The 17,065-nt window shown below is 58.8% G+C and carries 13 protein-coding genes and 1 other annotated feature; of the genes, 8 read left to right on the top strand and 5 right to left on the bottom strand.

From position 1 onward, the window contains the following. Nucleotides 1-108: 108 nt before the first annotated feature. Nucleotides 109-828, bottom strand: a complete 720-nt coding sequence (gene arcA, locus M2366_RS03095; RefSeq protein ID WP_042040388.1) for a two-component system response regulator ArcA — start codon at nucleotides 826-828, stop codon at nucleotides 109-111. Nucleotides 829-1,604: 776 nt separating this feature from the next. Here arcA and M2366_RS03090 point away from each other — a divergent pair. Further along, nucleotides 1,605-2,084, top strand: a complete 480-nt coding sequence (locus M2366_RS03090) for a putative 4-hydroxy-4-methyl-2-oxoglutarate aldolase (protein ID WP_224432462.1) — start codon at nucleotides 1,605-1,607, stop codon at nucleotides 2,082-2,084. Nucleotides 2,085-2,087: 3 nt separating this feature from the next. Here M2366_RS03090 and M2366_RS03085 read toward each other — a convergent pair whose 3' ends face one another. Further along, nucleotides 2,088-2,570 carry a hypothetical protein gene (locus tag M2366_RS03085; protein ID WP_259268931.1) on the bottom strand — a complete coding sequence of 161 codons (483 nt, stop codon included), beginning with the start codon at nucleotides 2,568-2,570 and terminating at the stop codon, nucleotides 2,088-2,090. A 156-nt stretch (nucleotides 2,571-2,726) separates the two neighbouring features. Between M2366_RS03085 and M2366_RS03080 the strand changes: the two genes are divergently transcribed. Next, nucleotides 2,727-3,122, top strand: a complete 396-nt coding sequence (locus M2366_RS03080) for an META domain-containing protein (RefSeq protein ID WP_259268930.1) — start codon at nucleotides 2,727-2,729, stop codon at nucleotides 3,120-3,122. A 137-nt stretch (nucleotides 3,123-3,259) separates the two neighbouring features. Here the strand turns inward: M2366_RS03080 and aceK are convergent, their stop codons facing one another. Beyond that, nucleotides 3,260-5,035: a bifunctional isocitrate dehydrogenase kinase/phosphatase gene (aceK, locus tag M2366_RS03075; RefSeq protein WP_259268929.1), complete on the bottom strand. Its 1,776-nt coding sequence runs from the start codon at nucleotides 5,033-5,035 to the stop codon at nucleotides 3,260-3,262. Between the two features lie 156 nt (nucleotides 5,036-5,191). On the opposite strand from aceK, the gene M2366_RS03070 reads away from it, so the two are divergent. From M2366_RS03070 to thrC, 4 genes are all read left to right on the top strand, one after another. After that, nucleotides 5,192-5,884 (top strand): tRNA/rRNA methyltransferase, encoded by a 693-nt coding sequence (locus M2366_RS03070; protein ID WP_259236381.1) that lies wholly within the window; start codon nucleotides 5,192-5,194, stop codon nucleotides 5,882-5,884. A 67-nt stretch (nucleotides 5,885-5,951) separates the two neighbouring features. Beyond that, nucleotides 5,952-6,086 (top strand) — a sequence feature (Thr leader region). Between the two features lie 25 nt (nucleotides 6,087-6,111). Further along, the gene (thrA, locus tag M2366_RS03065; protein WP_259268928.1) at nucleotides 6,112-8,571 is read left to right on the top strand and encodes a bifunctional aspartate kinase/homoserine dehydrogenase I; all 2,460 of its coding nucleotides are present in this window, start codon (nucleotides 6,112-6,114) and stop codon (nucleotides 8,569-8,571) included. A 40-nt stretch (nucleotides 8,572-8,611) separates the two neighbouring features. Then, nucleotides 8,612-9,580 carry a homoserine kinase gene (gene thrB / locus M2366_RS03060; RefSeq protein ID WP_111910064.1) on the top strand — a complete coding sequence of 323 codons (969 nt, stop codon included), beginning with the start codon at nucleotides 8,612-8,614 and terminating at the stop codon, nucleotides 9,578-9,580. Beyond that, nucleotides 9,577-10,851: a threonine synthase gene (gene thrC, locus M2366_RS03055; RefSeq protein WP_259268927.1), complete on the top strand. Its 1,275-nt coding sequence runs from the start codon at nucleotides 9,577-9,579 to the stop codon at nucleotides 10,849-10,851. Before thrB ends, thrC begins: the two co-directional genes overlap by 4 nt. Before the next feature lie 167 nt (nucleotides 10,852-11,018). On the opposite strand, the gene M2366_RS03050 is transcribed toward thrC, so the two are convergent. After that, complete coding sequence (locus M2366_RS03050) at nucleotides 11,019-11,486, bottom strand: GNAT family N-acetyltransferase (protein ID WP_259268926.1); 468 nt, start codon at nucleotides 11,484-11,486, stop codon at nucleotides 11,019-11,021. A 617-nt stretch (nucleotides 11,487-12,103) separates the two neighbouring features. Here M2366_RS03050 and M2366_RS03045 point away from each other — a divergent pair. Both M2366_RS03045 and M2366_RS03040 read left to right on the top strand, forming a co-directional pair. Next, on the top strand, nucleotides 12,104-13,669 hold the full coding sequence (locus M2366_RS03045) for an ATP-binding cassette domain-containing protein (protein ID WP_259268925.1): 1,566 nt from the start codon (nucleotides 12,104-12,106) through the stop codon (nucleotides 13,667-13,669). A 97-nt stretch (nucleotides 13,670-13,766) separates the two neighbouring features. Continuing rightward, on the top strand, nucleotides 13,767-14,198 hold the full coding sequence (locus tag M2366_RS03040; RefSeq protein WP_259236376.1) for a hypothetical protein: 432 nt from the start codon (nucleotides 13,767-13,769) through the stop codon (nucleotides 14,196-14,198). Nucleotides 14,199-14,859: 661 nt separating this feature from the next. On the opposite strand, the gene M2366_RS03035 is transcribed toward M2366_RS03040, so the two are convergent. Continuing rightward, entirely contained in the window at nucleotides 14,860-16,884 is a 2,025-nt protein-coding gene (locus M2366_RS03035; protein WP_259236375.1) for a BCCT family transporter, read from the bottom strand. Between the last annotated feature and the right edge of the window lie 181 nt (nucleotides 16,885-17,065).

Below are 17,065 nucleotides of genomic sequence, written 5' to 3'. Positions count from 1 at the left end.
CTTCATCCCCAAGCGCTCATCAGGTCAGGTGTGGCCACTGCTTCTCTGGTGCGGCCAGCAAAAAGGCGCCTGATGGCGCCCTTATTTGTGCTGTGAGGTCGAGTTCGCTTATTCCTGCTCGAGCTCGCCGCAGAAGCGGTAACCTTCGCCATGGATGGTGGCGATGATCTCGGGGGTGTCGCCCACGCTCTCGAAATGCTTGCGAATGCGGCGAATGGTCACGTCCACGGTGCGATCATGGGGTTTCAGCTCACGGCCAGTCATCTTCTTGAGCAACTCGGCACGGGTCTGGATCTGGCCCGGGTTCTCACAGAAATGCAGCATGGCGCGAAACTCTGAGCGAGGCAGCTTGAACATGTCGCCGGTCGGGCTGACCAGAGCGCGGCTGTTGATGTCCAGGGCCCAGCCGTTGAACAGGTAACGTTCGACTTGCTTCTTCTCCTCGCCACCGGGCAGCACATTCATGGTGCGGCTCAGCAGGTTGCGAGCGCGTATGGTCAGCTCACGAGGATTGAACGGCTTGGTGATGTAATCGTCGGCGCCGATTTCAAGCCCCAGGATCTTGTCGACTTCATTATCGCGACCGGTCAGGAACATCAGAGCTATGTTGTCATCTTCACGGAGTTCGCGAGCCAGCAGCAGGCCATTTTTGCCCGGCAGGTTGATATCCATGATCACCAGATTGATGGTGTGGTTGGTCAGCGCCTGGTGCATCTCGTCACCATTGTTCGCTTCCAGCACGACATAGCCTTCGGCTTCGAAGATGCTCTTGAGGGTATTGCGGGTAACCAGCTCGTCTTCGACGATCAGAATGTGTGGTGTTTGCATGAGTTTTCCCAGATTCTTATCAGTTAATTAGCTAAATTTTAACACTTTTGGCGTTACCCGACCCATCAAGGACGTATCCTGAAAATTTATTACATCATCCAGGGTATGAACTCAGGATCGAGTCATCGCGAATTTGGTATCAATGCTGGCCAACATCCCTGCGCCATATGAAGGCTCTCGACCCTGGCGGGAGAGAGGAGCCGGAAAGGTAGTCCATTACGAAAGTTGCCGCATTTTATCAGTTAACAGGCGCATAACAACAGTCTTTGCTGTCAGATAGCAACTTTTTAACTCTGGTTTGATGTAGGTCAAACCCTGAACTGGCAGCATAATAGTGGGGTCAGCCCCCTTTTTAGCCACTTATTAATGTAATTAAATGTAACATGTGATTGACATGGTTTTGTGGGAAAACTACAAAATTTCGTGCGATAACCCTCCTTGTCCCGCCCGCGTAGTCCAGTTACGCCAGGTTAATCGCCAATCATCCCGCTCACTGCGCCGTGCTCAACGTGCGCTGACCGAACACTCCCTCTGTCTTGCCAAAATGATCAAATTTTTCATCGCGCAGTGCGGGCTGGCATCGGTTCAAGCTAGCCCGCCCTGACCCCTTGACTGTGTAGCCAACGATGCGGCTATAGACCAGGGGTAAAGCCGCGGAGTCAGTGCTTGCGGACTGTGCCTTGGGGTCGGTCGAGGGGATGGACTCATTTTGGATTGTCAGCTCGTTATCTTGATGAAAGAATGAGCGTCATCATATCCAAGGAGAGGAGTGAATCATGCTGGATCTTTTGCCGGATCTCTGCGACCTGCACGGCGACAGTTTGCAGGTTGCCGACCCGCTGTTTCAACACTTTGGCGCCAATACCATTTTCTATGGGGAGGCGGTGACCCTCTCCTGTTTTGAAGACAATAGCCTGGTGCGAGATCTGGTGGCACGTCCCGGTCATGGCCGAGTCATGGTGGTCGATGGTGGGGGTTCTGTGCGTCGAGCCTTGCTCGGGGATCAGTTGGCCATCCAGGCGGTCGGATCAGGATGGGCTGGTTTCATCATCAATGGAGCTGTGCGTGATGTGGGGACGCTCAATACCTTGGCCCTTGGTGTCAAGGCGCTGGCGGCCTGTCCCGTCAAGACGCAAAAGTTGGGGGTTGGGGAGGAGGGCGTTGTGTTGAGCTTTGCCGGGGTGACCATAGCGCCGGGGGATTTCGTCTACGCAGATCTCAATGGCGTCGTGATCAGTGCCAGTCGGCTGATCTGAGCGTCAGAAGTGAAAACCCATGCCTATGTTCAGAGACTGTTCGGCGGTGAGCGGGCTGATGCCAAGGTTAGCGGTCAGCGCCAATTGAGGGGCCAACAGCAGCCGGCTATTGAGTTCGACTTGAGTCGTGGTATTGCCAATCTCTAGCTGGCTTAACTGGCTGCCAATGTTGAGCGCCGGGGTGAGCTGGTAGCGCAGCCCTGAGGCCAGATTGAAGCCTGCCTGTGCGGATCGGCCGGAGCCTGCGGGGCCCCCCTCCATGAAGAGGGCAACATCATCCATGATGTTGTACTGATAGCCGGTGTTGATGAGCCAGGTGTCGAAAGGGTCGGCTCGGCTATCTCCCCGTTTGTCCTGCAACACCCCTGAATAGCTTCTCAGATAGAGCTCTCCCTCGCCGGGATCCTGTTCAAGAAAGTCCCAGTCGGCGGCGATACAGTTGAGGCTACAGGCAGATAACAGCAGACAGATGAGTGAGTTAGCCATTCATTTCCCCTCCATGGGTCCCGAACAGGATCACAAGCATGGCACATGCTTGCATGCTGTAAAGGGACTCATTTAAATTTCCGAGGCTTTGCTTCGCGGGCTCATCGTGGTAAACAGAGCGGTTCATTTTACTGCATATGACCGAGAGGGGATCCCATGAACAAGAATCTGATGCTGTTGGCCGCCCTGGCCCTGGGAGGCTGTGCCATGACATCCGGCTCCAACATGACTCAACTGGAGGCCAATACCTGGCAACTGCAAGGGGCGAGCGCCGATGCCTTCACCCTGCAGATCGCCGAGGGCAAGGTGGCTGGCAAAGGCGGCTGCAACCGCTACTTTGGGGGCATTACCAAGCTCGATGATCAGACGCTGACCCTGGCTGGCCTCGGTTCAACCCGCATGGCGTGCATGGGCGATCTGATGGCCAAGGAGGGTGATTACCTCCAGAAGCTGACCCAGGTCGCCAGCTATCAGGTGAGCGGCAACCAGCTGGTATTGAAAGATGCCCGTCAGGCAACCCTGCTTACGTTCGACGCCAAGTTGGCCGAGTAAGCACCCGTTGCGGGTCAAGGGTTGTCGCATCCGGCACACGGCTGCACCTGCGAGGCAACCTGTCTGAGAGAGAACTGACCCAATAGAGAGGGGCGCCGCGGCGCCCCTCTCGTTTTCCCGCCGGATGCGCTTCGAACTTATGGCACGCTGCTCCCGTCAGGAGATGGCGGGTTGGCTTGTGCGTCTCTTTCTCCCTGTTGATAGCGAAAGCGCTTCTTGCGTCTATAGGGATAGACATCCTCGAAGCTGCCCCCCTGGATATTGGCCTGCAGCCCTTGCCAGTAGCCTGCATCGAACAGTTCACTGTGCACTTGCATCATGATCTCCCGCACCTGGCGCTTTTGCAGCAAGAAGGTGGCGAACTCTTCGGGGAAGATGTCGTTCGGGGCGACCGAATACCAGGGCTCGGCACTCAACTCATCTTCCGGGTAGCGTGGCGGCGGGATCTGGCGAAAGTTGCACTCCGTCATGTAGCAGATCTCGTCATAGTCGTAGAACACCACCCGGCCGTGGCGAGTCACCCCGAAGTTCTTGAACAGCATGTCACCGGGGAAGATGTTGGCCGCCGCCAGTTGCTTGATGGCGTTACCGTACTCTTCCAGCGCGAGTCGGGTCTGCTGCTCGTCGGCGTTATCCAGATAGAGGTTGAGCGGGATCATCTTGCGCTCGGTATAGAGGTGTTTTATCACCAGCTTGTCCGAGGTCAGGGTCAGCGCCGAGGGGGCGACCCGTTGCAGCTCGTCCAGCAGCTCGGGAGAGATGCGGTCCAGGGGAAACTCGAAGTTGGTGAACTCCTGGGTATCGGCCATGCGGCCCACCCGGTCGTGCTGTTTGACCAGCCGGTATTTTGCCTTCACCTGTTCATGGCTCACGTCTTTGGGGGGGGTGAACTCATCCTTTATTACTTTGAACACCACGTCATAGGAGGGGAGGGTGAACACGCTCATCACCATGCCCTTGATGCCGGGGGCGATGACGAACTGATCCCGGCTCATGGCCATGTGCTGGCGATAGTGACGGTAGAACTCCGTCTTGCCGTGCTTCTGGCAACCGATAGCGTTGTAGAGCTCGTAGTCGGGTTTGTGGGGCAGTATCTGCCGCAAGAAGGCAACAATGAGCGCAGGCTCGGGGGCATAGACCATGAAATAGGCGCGGGCGAAGCCAAACACGATGGAGGCAAGCTCGGGCTCGAAGATGATGGTATCCACATAGATGTGCTGCCCCGTGCTCAGCAGCGGCAGGATGAAGGGATAGACCCGGTCCTGGCAGCGAACAAGTCCCACCAGGTAGGCGCCCTTGTTGCGATAGAACACCTCGCGCAGCAGTTCCAGGGTGAAGGGCGCGGTGCGCAGTACCGCCGGGCCGCTCTGGGCCAAGTGGCGGCAAATGTGCGCAATGTCGCGCTCCTTGTCCTCATAGGGCAAGGTGAAGGGGTAGTCGGCAAACAGTTGACGCAAGGAGTGGGGCAGCTCTGCCAGGCTGCCGGGATAGATACGCAGTTGGGTCGACAAGTCAGGGTGTTCACCCCGGCTGCGAAATGGGTGGATATAGAGGTTCTCGTCGCGGATGTTGCGATGGCGGAAGATGCGCCGGTAGACGGAGTTGAAGAAAGATTCGGCCACCTCGAAGTTGGCACAACCCGGCAGCAGATCGCTAAAGGCGCTCTTGACGCGCTTGAGCAGGTCCTGGGTCGCAACCTGCTCCCCCATCATGGTACGGATGAGCGCCGTGGTCGCGCCCACATGGTGGTCGTAGAGGCGGATCCGCTCACGCCCGGCGAGCTGCACCCCGAGCCAGTCGCCATGCTCGAAGCGGCTCTTGCTGCCTTGGGTGATGTCGAGAAAGCGGCTATAAAATGACTCGAACCGCTGCAAAATAGTCTCTGCGACTGCCTGTCCCAGTGCCTTGTCCATCGCCACCTTCCTTGTGGTTGCCTGGCCTCTTCTGGCCATTATTTCGCCGATATTTCTGGCCACTATGGCAACATTCAAACATCTGTTCAAGTGGCATTTTGCGGGGATAAGCGGTAGATTTCGCCCCTTTGCAGCCCTGCCCGCGAGGAATAATCCATGAAGCTCTATTTTGTCCTGATGGCGCCAGCCCGCCCACAGAATGTCGGGGCCGCCGCCCGCGCCATGAAGACCATGGGTTTTGACGCCATGCGGGTCGTGGCGAGCCGGGTTCACCAAGAGGATGAGGCGAGCTGGGTGGCCCATGGGGCGCAGGAGATACTGGCCAATGCCGAGGCGTTTGATACCTTGCCAGACGCCTTGGCCGACATGGATCTGGTGATCGCCACCACGGCCCGCCAGCGTGGCCGTTATCAGCACTACCTCACCCCGGGGGAAATTCGTGATCAGATCCGCGCCAAACCCTCCCTGAACAAGGTGGCCATCCTGTTTGGCTGCGAGGAGTCGGGTCTCTCCAACGAGCAACTGGCCCATGCCGACCTGCTCAGTTACCTGCCCCTCAAGGTGAGTTACCCCTCCTTGAATCTGGGGCAGGCGATCATGCTGTATGCCTATGAACTGAGTCCGCTGCTCGATGAGTCGACCGCAGTAGACGAAAATTCGGACAACAGTGGGCAAGTTCGAGTGCTAAAAAGTAAAACAGCAGAAATTCTTGCCGAAGTCGGTGTTTCGCAGGATGAAAAACTGCATCAGTGGGTAATGGACCGAGTGCCTATGCTGCCACAGCGGGATCTGAATATGCTGCATCTGCTCTGTAAAGACCTGATGAGGCGGCTTGGCAAGTTGCTTTGAGTTGACAGCGTCCGCCGTGCAGGGTATTGCTAGAGGCCAGTCTCGTAGCAGAGTGTTCGTCATGCAGTTAATCATCAACGTCATCACCACCACCATTATTACCGGTACCACCACAGGTGGCACTGGGGCCGGTTGATGCGCTGACGAACAAGCACAGAAATCAGAAAAAGGCCCGTACCCACCCAGTACGGGCCTTTTTGTTGCGCAGTTTACAGGGAGAGAAAGCGATGAGAGTGTTGAAGTTTGGCGGGTCGTCACTGGCCGATGCAGAGCGTTTTTTACGGGTTGCCGATATTGCGGTCAACACCCATGGTCAGTCCCAGGTGGCCCTGGTGTTGTCAGCGCCAGCCAAGGTGACCAATCACCTGGTGGCGCTGGTCGAACAGACCAGCCGTGGCATGGATGCCAGTCCCACCCTGTTTGAGATAAACGGCATCTTCTCCCGTCTGTTGGCGGGTCTCAAGGCGGCCTATCCGGCCCTCGATGAGAAAGCATTGCAGGCCCGGCTCACGGCCGAACTGGATCAGGTCGAGCGCCTGATGCAGGGCATCCGCCTGCTGGGTCAGTGCCCGGACAATGTCCAGGCCCACATCCTGAGCCGGGGGGAGAATCTCTCCATCGCCTTCATGCACGAGCTGTTGCGGGTGCGTGGGCTCGAGCTGGACGTGATAGTGCCCGAGCAGATGCTGGTGACCGATGGCGGCCATCTTGAGGCCCATGTCGACATTGAAGCTTCCCGCCTGCGTTTCGCCGCCAAGGGGCTGCGCACCGATTGTCTCTACCTGATGCCGGGCTTCACCGGTGGCAGCGACAAGGGCGAAACAGTGCTGCTGGGCCGTAACGGCTCTGATTACTCCGCCGCCGTCCTGGCCGCCTGCGTGGACGCCGAGTGCTGCGAGATCTGGACAGACGTGGAAGGTTGCTACAACTGCGACCCGCGCCTGGTGCCGGATGCCTACCTGCTCAAAACCCTCTCCTATAAAGAGGCGATGGAGCTCTCCTATTTCGGTGCCAAGGTGCTGCACCCGAAAACTATTGCCCCCGTGGCCCAGTTCCACATTCCCTGCCTCATCAAGAACAGCTTCAACCCCCAGGGGCCTGGCACCCTGATCGGGGTCGATCAGGGGGATGATGACCTGAAAGTGAAGGCCATCTCGGATCTCTCCGGCATGTGCATGTTCAACGTCTCCGGCCCCGGCATGAAGGGCATGGTGGGCATGGCGGGTCGCATCTTCTCCGCCGTCTCCCGCGCCGGGGTCAGCATAGTGCTGATCACCCAGTCATCCTCCGAATACAGCGTCAGCTTCTGTATCCACAGCTATGACAGCGACAAGACCCGCAAGGTGCTGGAGCGCGAGTTCGAGCTGGAATTCAAGAACCAGCTGCTGGACCCGCTGGAGATCATGAGCGATCTCGCCATCATCTCCCTGATCGGGGACGGCATGCGCACCAGCAAGGGGATGGCGGCGCGCTTCTTCACCTCCCTGGCCCAGGCCTCCATCAACATAGTCGCCATAGCCCAGGGCTCGAGCGAGCGCTCCATCTCTGCGGTGGTGCGGGATCGCAAGGTGGCGGAAGCCATCAAGGCGTGCCACCAGAATTTCTTCGGCAGCCAGCAGTTCATCGATCTCTTCGTGGTCGGTGTGGGCGGCGTCGGTGCGGCCCTGGTGGATCAGATTGCCCGCCAGCAGCCGGTGCTCGCCGAGCAGGGCACCGGCCTGCGGGTGGTCGGCATCGCCAACAGCCGCCAGATGGCGGTCAACAAGGATGGGCTGAGCCTCGCCAACTGGCGTGAGCAGCTGGTGGAAGCCCGTGACAGCTTCAGCCTGGAAGCGGTGAAGAAGCTGGTGGAAGAGAGCCACCTCATCAACCCGGTGATCGTCGATTGCACCTCGAGCGAGGCGGTCGCCGTCCAGTACGCGGACTTCCTGGCCGCCGGTTTCCACGTGGTCACCCCGAACAAGAAGGCCAACACAGGGTCGCTGGATTACTATAAGGCGCTGCGCCGCACCGCCCGCCAGACCCGCCGCAAGTTCCTCTACGAGACCAACGTGGGCGCTGGCCTGCCGGTTATCGAGAATTTGCAGAACCTCATCAAGGCCGGTGACAAGCTGCGCGCCTTCGACGGCGTCCTGTCCGGGTCGCTCTCCTTTATCTTCGGCAAGCTGGACGAGGGGATGGCTTTCTCCGATGCCACCAAGATTGCCCGTGGCAACGGCTTCACCGAGCCGGATCCTCGCGATGACCTCAACGGCATGGACGTGGCCCGCAAGCTGCTGATCCTGGCCCGCGAAGCCGGCATGGCGCTGGAGCTTTCCGATGTGGAAGTGGAGCAGGCGCTGCCCCCAGGCTTCGATGTGAGCGGCGATGTGGAGTCCTTTATGGCTCGTCTGCCCGAGGCCGATGGCTGGTTCCGCGATCAGTTCGCCCTGGCTCAGAGCGAGGGCAAGGTGCTGCGCTACGTGGGCTCCATCGAAGGAGGCAAGTGCAAGGTCGCCATCAAGGCGGTCGGTGCCGACGAGCCCCTGTTCAAGGTGAAAGACGGAGAGAACGCGCTCGCCTTCTTCTCCACCTATTACCAGCCCATCCCCCTGGTGCTGCGCGGCTATGGCGCAGGGACCGAAGTGACCGCCGCTGGCGTCTTCGCCGATGTGCTGCGCACCCAGAACTGGAAGCAGGAGCTGTAACATGAGTTCAGCGATGAACCCCGATTTTGAACAAGATGCCATGGTGCAGGGCGGCAGCGTGGTCGCCTATGCCCCGGCCTCCAGCGCCAACCTGAGCGTGGGATTCGATGTACTGGGGGCGGCGCTCGCCCCCGTGGATGGCTCCCTGCTCGGGGATCGCGTCCAGGTAAAGGCTGCCGATGTGGCGTTCGCCCTCTCCTCCGTGGGCCGCTACGCCCACAAACTGCCGGATGATCCCAAGAAGAACATCCTCTATGACTGCTGGCTTGCCTATGGGGAGGCCCTGGAGAAGCGCGGCCTGACCCTCAAGCCGCTGGCGATGGTGCTGGAGAAGAACCTGCCGGTCGGCTCGGGCCTGGGCTCCAGCGCCTGCAGCGTGGTGGCGGCACTGGAAGGGCTCAACGCCTTCCACGGTGAGCCGCTTGATGAGCACGATATGCTGCTGCTGATGGGGGAGATGGAAGGCAAGATTTCCGGCTCGGTCCACTACGACAACGTCGCCCCCTGCTATCTCGGCGGCATGCAGCTGGTGCTCGAAGAGCACGGCGTCATCAGCCAGGGCATTCCGGTGTTCGAGCAGTGGTACTGGGTGGTCTGCTACCCGGGCACTGTGGTCTCCACCGCCGCCGCCCGCGCCATACTGCCGGCCCAGTATCGCCGCCAGGACTGCCTCACCTATGGCCGTCGGCTGGCCGCCTTCGTGCACGCCAGCTACACAGGTCAGGAGGGATTGGCAGCCAGCGTGCTCAAAGATGTGATTGCCGAACCTTACCGCGCGGCGCTCATTGAAGGCTTTAACGAGGTGCGGGCTCAGGCGGCCCAGAACGGGGCGCTGGCCACCGGCATCTCCGGCTCAGGCCCCAGTGTCTTCGTGGTGATGAAGGATCTGGCCCAAGCCGAGCGCATGAAGGATTGGATGGACGCACATTTTGTGCAGAACGAAGATGGATTTGCCCGGGTCTGCAAACTGGACATGGCCGGGGCACGGGTAACAGGAAGCGAGCTATGAATCTTTACAATATCAAGGACAAGAGTGAACAGGTGAGCTTCGCCCAGGCGGTGCGCCAGGGTCTGGGCCGCGAGCAGGGGCTCTTCTTCCCCGAAACCATCGCGCCCCTGGCCGATGTCGATGCCCTGCTGGACTTGCCGCTGGCCGAGCGCTCCGCTCGCATCATCAGCCACCTGCTGGGTGACGAAGTGCCCGCTGCCAAGGTCAGCGAGCTGATCGACGCAGCCTTCACCTTCCCGGCGCCGCTGGTGAAGCTCAAAGACGGCACCTATGCTCTCGAGCTGTTCCACGGCCCGACCCTGGCGTTCAAGGACTTCGGCGGCCGCTTTATGGCCCAGTGTCTGGCGACCTTCCGCACCAACGACAAGATCACCATCTTGACCGCCACCTCCGGCGACACCGGCGCCGCCGTGGCCCACGCCTTCTATGGCCTGGAGGGGATCGAAGTGGTCATTCTCTATCCCAAGGGCAAGATCAGCCCGCTGCAGGAGGCGCTCTTCTGCACCCTCGGCGGCAACATCCGCACCATCGCCATCGACGGCGACTTCGATGCCTGTCAGGCGCTGGTGAAGGATGCCTTCGACGACGAGGCGTTGAAACAGGCGATTGGCCTGAACTCCGCCAACTCCATCAACATCAGCCGCTTGCTGGCCCAGGTCTGCTACTACTTCGAGGCGCTGGCCCAGCTGCCCAAAGCTGACCGCGCCAAGGCGGTCATCAGCGTGCCGTCTGGCAACTTCGGCAACCTCACCGCTGGCCTTATCGCCAAGGCGCTGGGGCTGCCGGTGAAGCGCTTTATCGCCGCCACCAACGCCAACGACACAGTGCCGCGCTACTTGAAAACCGGCAGCTGGGAGCCGCACCAGACGGTAGCGACCCTCTCCAACGCCATGGACGTGAGCCGCCCCAACAACTGGCCGCGAGTGGAAGAGTTGTGCCGTCGCAACGGTTGGGCGCTGGAAACACTGGGGTCCGGCATGCGCAGCGATGCCGAGACTCGCGATGCATTGCAGCGACTGCACCAGCTCGATTACCTGTGCGAGCCTCACGGCGCCATTGCCTGGGATCTGCTGGGCGAGCAGCTCGCAGAGGACGAGGTAGGGGTCTTCCTCTGCACCGCCCATCCAGCCAAGTTCAAGGAGTCGGTGGACGAGATCCTGGGGCTGGACGTGCCGCTGCCCGGCCCGCTTGCCAAGCACGCCGCCCTGCCGCTGCTGTCCCACAACCTGCCGGCGGAGTTCGCCCGGTTAAGGGCATTTTTGGTTGAGTAAGCTGGATTAACGCTAAATTGCAGCCACAAGAATCCCCCAATATTGGGGGATTCTTGTTTTCCGTATCTGGCAAGGGGGCGTTGCCTCTTCACTGCTGGCTGCTTTGCTGGTTGGGCTATGCGGCACTGTTTTTATACTGATGGTCGGCAATCATGACGATTTGCGGCTTATACATCTATCTCCATCACCGTAACAGGGCTCGATTTAAACTCATCCATGCCGATCTTGTGCCATCCCAGCCGTGAGTAATAGTCGGGAACGGTGGGGTCAAACGCAAACAGGTAGAGTTTTTCAAAGCCAAGCTCTTTGGCTTTCAGAAGAGCGACATCAACCAGCATTTTGCCGATCCCCTGCTTCTGATATTCGGGAGCCACAACCAGTGAGCCAAACCAGGGGGTCAATTTGTGGCGAATACCATCGTTTTCTCGCAACGAGGACATGCCAACCGCTCTTTCACCATCAAAGGCCACAAAGGTAATAGGTAATGCCCGATCATTGAGATGTTCGGCCAGTTTTGTGATGACGCGTTCAACGGGCACTTCGGACGACCACATCTTGCCCAGCACCTCATACCAGATATTTGCCAGCTCAGGGATAGCGTCTGGGTGGTTCTGCAACAGATCAATCTTTATCATGCGCTTATCTCATCTATTTGCACTGGGATAATATCCATTACCAAGCAGGATCTTGATCCTATGGGGCAAATCATAGTGTCAAACAGGGTGATGCTTGCCAAGGCTTACTTCCTTCTTGTGGGACTTTGTTCTACGCCCCGCAACAAATTATCCAAAACCGAAGGTTAATTTGGAGAAGGTTAATTGGTTAATTGGTTAATTGGTTAATTGGTTAATTTGGACACCCACCTTTTTGACGGTTAATGGTTAAATTGGACACCCACCTTTTCGTCGCCACAGCTGGCTGGATCCTTGGCTCGTTCGAGCCCACAGCTGATAGCCCTTGGATCGGGGCTCCGGCTCGCTCTCCAGGCGAGTCGCCGTGGCGCACGGGTTGATCTTGTTGGGGCATTTGGTTACCGTTACCGCTCTTCTGATCCCAAGAGTACTTCCTCCGATGCGCATTTAACCTGTCCGCACCCTCCAGTTTTCTGCCCCTCTTCATTGAGGCCGGGTGCGTCTTTACCGTGACAGGTTGATGTTGATCCCTCATTGCATTTCTTGTTTGCAGGCGCTGCGTCCCTGTCATTTGGCTTCACTCTCGGCTCGTTGCTCCAGCATCGGCCTCAGGAGTTCAGATGACCCAACTCTCATGTCATATCAAACAGTTGCAACTGCCCTATCTGCCAGGCATTGCACCCCTCACGTTTTCCCTGCCACGGGCACCCTGCGCCCTGATAGGTCGTAACGGCATAGGCAAGAGTCTGCTGCTGGAACTGCTGGCGGGCCAGCGTGCCCCAGCTTCGGGCAAGATAGAGTGGGCCCAGCCCGTCGCCTGGTTACCCCAGTTTGTCCCCGCGAGCGATAGCTCTGTGGCTGACTTCATTGGTTGGGGGGAGGCTCTGGGGGCACTTGGGCGCATCGAGCAGGGCAGTATCGACAGCCGGGACTTCGACCTGCTGGCCGATCGCTGGACATTGCGAGACGATCTCGCCGCCCTCTTGGCCGAGGCGGGGCTCAGGGTCGATGCCAAGCAGCCTCTCAACCAGTTGAGCGGCGGCCAGCTCACCCGACTAAGGCTGCTGGCACTCTTTGCCGAGCCCGAACACTTCCTGTTGCTGGATGAGCCGGACAATCACCTCGATGGCGCGGGGATAGCGTGGCTGGCGCGGCGACTGGCCAACCATAGCGGCGGCTACCTGCTGGTGAGCCACGACCGGCGCTTGCTCAATCAGGCCAAGCAACTGCTTGAGTTAAGCGAGCAGGGGCTGCAAAGCGCCCAGCTCTCGTTTCAGGCCTTCTTGCAACAGCAGGCACAGGAGCAGGCCGCCAGAAGTGCGCGCCTGACGCAGGCGGTACGCAATGAGAAGGCGGCCGCTCTGGCGCTGCAGAGGGCGCGCGAACAAGCTGCGCAGCGCGCCAGTCAGGGCCGCCGGGATCGCGGCTCTCAGGCCAAAATCCTGTTGGATTTCAACAAGGATCAGGCGGGGAAATCCCTCGGCAAGGTATTGGATCGCCATGAGCGCGGTCATCAGCAGCAACTGGGGCTTAAGGAGGATGCGGCCGCCGCATTGGCGGCGGTACAGCCCCTGCGGTTGCAGTGGCAGGGGAGGGGCGATCCCAGCAAACAGGGCAGTGCCCAGCCCCTGGTGATCATGGCCGCCAGCCATCCTCGCTGGCACCGCCAGCGGGTCAGCTTGGTGCTGCAGCGGGGGGATCGCTGTCTGCTCAGCGGCCGCAATGGGGCGGGCAAATCCAGCCTGCTCAAGATGCTGCGCGGGGAGCTGGCGCCCGAGTCGGGTGCTTTCAGGCTAACTGGCCCCATGGCTTGTCTGGATCAGGGCTTGAGCCTGATTGCGCGGGATCTCAGCCCGCTTGCCAACCTGTTGGCAGTGGCGCCTGGGCTGGCCGAAAGCGATGCGAGAACACGGCTGGCGGGCATAGCCCTTCGCGGGGAGCGCGCCCTGCAACCGACCCACCAGTTGAGCGGTGGTGAGCGGCTGAAGCTGGGCCTCTTGATGGTATTGGCACAGCAACCTGAGCTGCTGCTCCTCGATGAGCCGGACAGTCACCTGGATAACGCCTCTCGCCAACTACTCACTCAGGTGCTGGCCGATTATCCGGGCACATTGCTGCTTGTCTCCCACGATCCCGAGTTTGTGGCCGGGGTGGGGATTGGGCGGACATATATGTTGGGTGGATAGGGAAAGAGGTAGGTGTACAAGGAGAATCTCATTTAATCTAGATGGTGGGGTTAAATGACTCCTCGTCAAAAGCCTAAATTTCAAGTGAGATAATACTATGCCTTATGTTGCACTGGAGTTTGATCACAAGATTGCTCAGCCCGCGATTCAGTGGATTGTGGTGAAGTGTTCGGGAGTCGGTGAAAAGTGTGGTGGCCCCATCGCATTATCACCCCGCCATGATGTTGCGTACTTTATGGATCCAGTTACAGCGAGCCGGGATGCGAAATTATTTGCTGATTACAAAAATACCGCACTAATAGTGAATGACATATTGCAGGCTATTGAGGAACGGCGTCAGCCGATGAGGCACTATGCCTATCAGTGGGATCATCAGATTTTTTCATCGACATTGAAATGGGGTGTGCTGGAATGGTCTGGTGATGAGACACAAAAATCTTCAAGGATAGACGTTGCTTATTTCGTTGACCTAGATAGCGCAGAGCCTGACTCTAAAGTATTTGCATTTTTACGTGACCAAAATGGATGACGATTTTCAGAATATTCATCTTTATCTGACACTGGCTCTTGGCCGGTGTCAGACAATAAATAAGGAAAACACGAATAAGTCATTGATGGGATTTCATTAGCGTATCTTGGCATCAGGGACGAGTTCTATAGTGAGTCACCCGCTGATATTTGTTGACGGTTAATTACAAGGACCACGCCGTCAGGCCGACAAAGAAATTTCCTATCTCGCATGGTACAGTAACTACTCTGGTCCAGGATGCTGGCCGCCATTGAATTTATTTAACCCAAGTTTGAAACGATAGGCGCCCCTGCCCGTTAGATACCATGTCGCGTATTCATTGAATTTGGCCAAGGGGAACAGTGACAGTAATCAGCAGTTGAAAATACATCGCCAAGAGAGAACATATCCCATGAATATATTGTCATCCTGTTTGGTGCGCTCAGCTCTGGCAACCCTGTTGGTTCACGTAAATAGCTCGGTATTGACTGGCTTGGCGTGGAGTTCATCGGCAAGGCGCCATGCTGTGTGATGAAAGCCCAGCAATAAACATCCCCCTTGATGGGGGATGTTTATTGCTCAAGTGTGGTGCCAATAAAATCAGTGTCACCCGTTCAACAGGCCTTCAAGGTGACAGGCGTTGCCACACTTTCCAACCAATTTTTTCACTGAGCCAGAATCATCAGCCCCCTGACTCTGGCGGGCTGTGCTCCGGTGCCGCGCTCAGCAGATCCTGTCCTTCGTCCTGACTCAGCATCAGATAGCGTTCGTACTGGCGCAACACATCGGCGCTCAGCTCGTCCCGGGTCAGGTACTGAATGTCGTAACCGGCACGGCCATCTGCAAAGAAGGTGATGGGCTCGAAGATGCGGGCCTCGGGGTCGTGGTTGTGGGTCGCTTCCAGGGGGTTGAAGGCGGGGGCGGGGCGGGCCTCGATGCGCACCCCGTAACAGAAGTCGCGTCTACCTTCTTGAGGAACCAGCAGGTGGCACTGCTCCGGATCATCCTGCACGACCCGGCTGGTGAGTCCGCGGGCATTGAACTCGCTGCACAGGGTGGTCAGGGCGGGCAGGGCGACTTCGCCGAGGAAGTTGCGGGCCTCCTTCTCGCTGGAGGGGCGCAGCAGGTGATCCATGCGGGTGCGCCACTGTTTGCCATTCCAAAAATCGGTGGCAGGGGAGAGGCGCCGCGCCGAGTGCTCTTTATCCGCGATGAGACCGCGCACCAGGCCAAGGCAGAGCAGCACGATGATGAAGGCAAACGGCAGGGCGGCGATCAGCGTCATGGATTGCAGCGCCGCCAGCCCCCCGGTTGCCATCAGGGTACCGGCGGTGACCCCGAGCAGCAGGGCCCAGAACAGGCGTTGCCAGATGGGGGAGCGCTCCTTGCCCTGGGTGGCGATGTTGTCGATGACGAAGGCCCCCGAGTCGGCGGAGGTGACGAAGAAGACGCTGATCAGGATCACCGCCAGGGCGGAGGTGATGTCGGCACCCGGCAGCAGATCGAAGAAGTTGAACAGCAGGGTATCGACGTTGCCGACCGAGTCGATGAGGGCCTGGCCCCCCTCCTGCTGACTGGCCCAGATGGCTGCGTTGCCGAATATCGTCATCCACAGCAGGTTGAAGGCGGTGGGCACGAACAGCACACCGAGGATGAACTCGCGCAGGGTACGCCCGCGGGAGATGCGGGCGATGAACAGGCCGACGAAAGGAGACCAGGAGATCCACCAGGCCCAGTAGAGCAGGGTCCAGTTGCCGAACCAGCCCGCCTGGTTGGGTTCGCTGTAGGTGAAGGTGCGGAAGGTGAGCTGGGTCAGGGAGGAGACATAGTTGCCTATGTTCTCTGACAGGGCCCCCAACAGGTACTGGGTGGGACCGGCCACCAGCACGAACAGCAGCAGCACGATGGCGAGGAACAGGTTCAGCTCGGAGAGGCGCTTGACCCCCTTGTCGAGGCCGGTGACCGCAGACAGACCGGCCAGGGCGATGACGATCCCGATGAGGCCAAAGCGGAACAGATCCCCCGAGGTGTCCATCCCGGTGAGGCGGGCTATCCCCGCCGACAGCTGCAGTACCCCGTAACCGAGGGTGGTGGCGATACCGAAGATGGTGCCCACCAGGGCGAAGACGTCTACCGTATGGCCGAGCGGCCCGTGGATCTTCTCCTTGAAGATGGGGTAGAGGCCGGAGCGGATGGTCAGCGGCAAATTATAGCGAAAGCCGAAATAGGCCAGTACCAGGCCGACGATGGCGTAGATGGCCCAGGCGTGAAAGCCCCAGTGGAAGAAGGTGGTGACCATGGCCTCGCGGGCGGCGCCCGGCGTGAGCGGGGTCGCCTGGGGTGGGGAGACGAAGTGGGTCATGGGTTCGCCCACCCCGAAATACATGAGCCCTATCCCCATACCGGCGGCAAACAGCATGGCGAGCCAGGAGGTGAAGCTGAACTCGGGGCGGGCGTCGTCAGGCCCGAGCCGGATGTTGCCGTAGCTGCTGAAGGCCAGCACCAGCAGCAGGATCAGGAACATGCCGACCACCAGCACGTAGAACCAGCTGAAGTGCTCGGCTATCCAGCGCTGACCGTCACCGAAGAAGCGGGCGGCAGATTCGGGGGCCAGGGAGCAGACCGCCAGCAGTGCCACGATAAACAGCAGGCTGGGGATGAAAATAGGCCACGACAGGGTACAACGGGGTGGACGGGGTGCGTTCATGGGAGACCTTTGGGTAGAGGGACTCAGATACTATAAAGCCATGTTCGCAAAAGAGGGGGAGTTGTTTCTCAAATCAGACGTTAGCTACCACTTTCCACGCTTCAGATGACGGCTAGACAGGGTGCTTTCTGACAGGCAGGCCAAAGGTATTCTGTCTGTTTATGGCGCTGATATACGCGAT

The sequence above is a fragment of the Aeromonas sp. BIGb0405 genome, assembly GCF_024807335.1.
In the GTDB taxonomy this organism is placed as follows: Bacteria; Pseudomonadota; Gammaproteobacteria; order Enterobacterales; family Aeromonadaceae; genus Aeromonas; species Aeromonas rivuli.
The sequence above is the reverse complement of the archived record's forward strand: the minus strand, read 5'-3'. Positions and strand labels throughout refer to the sequence as shown.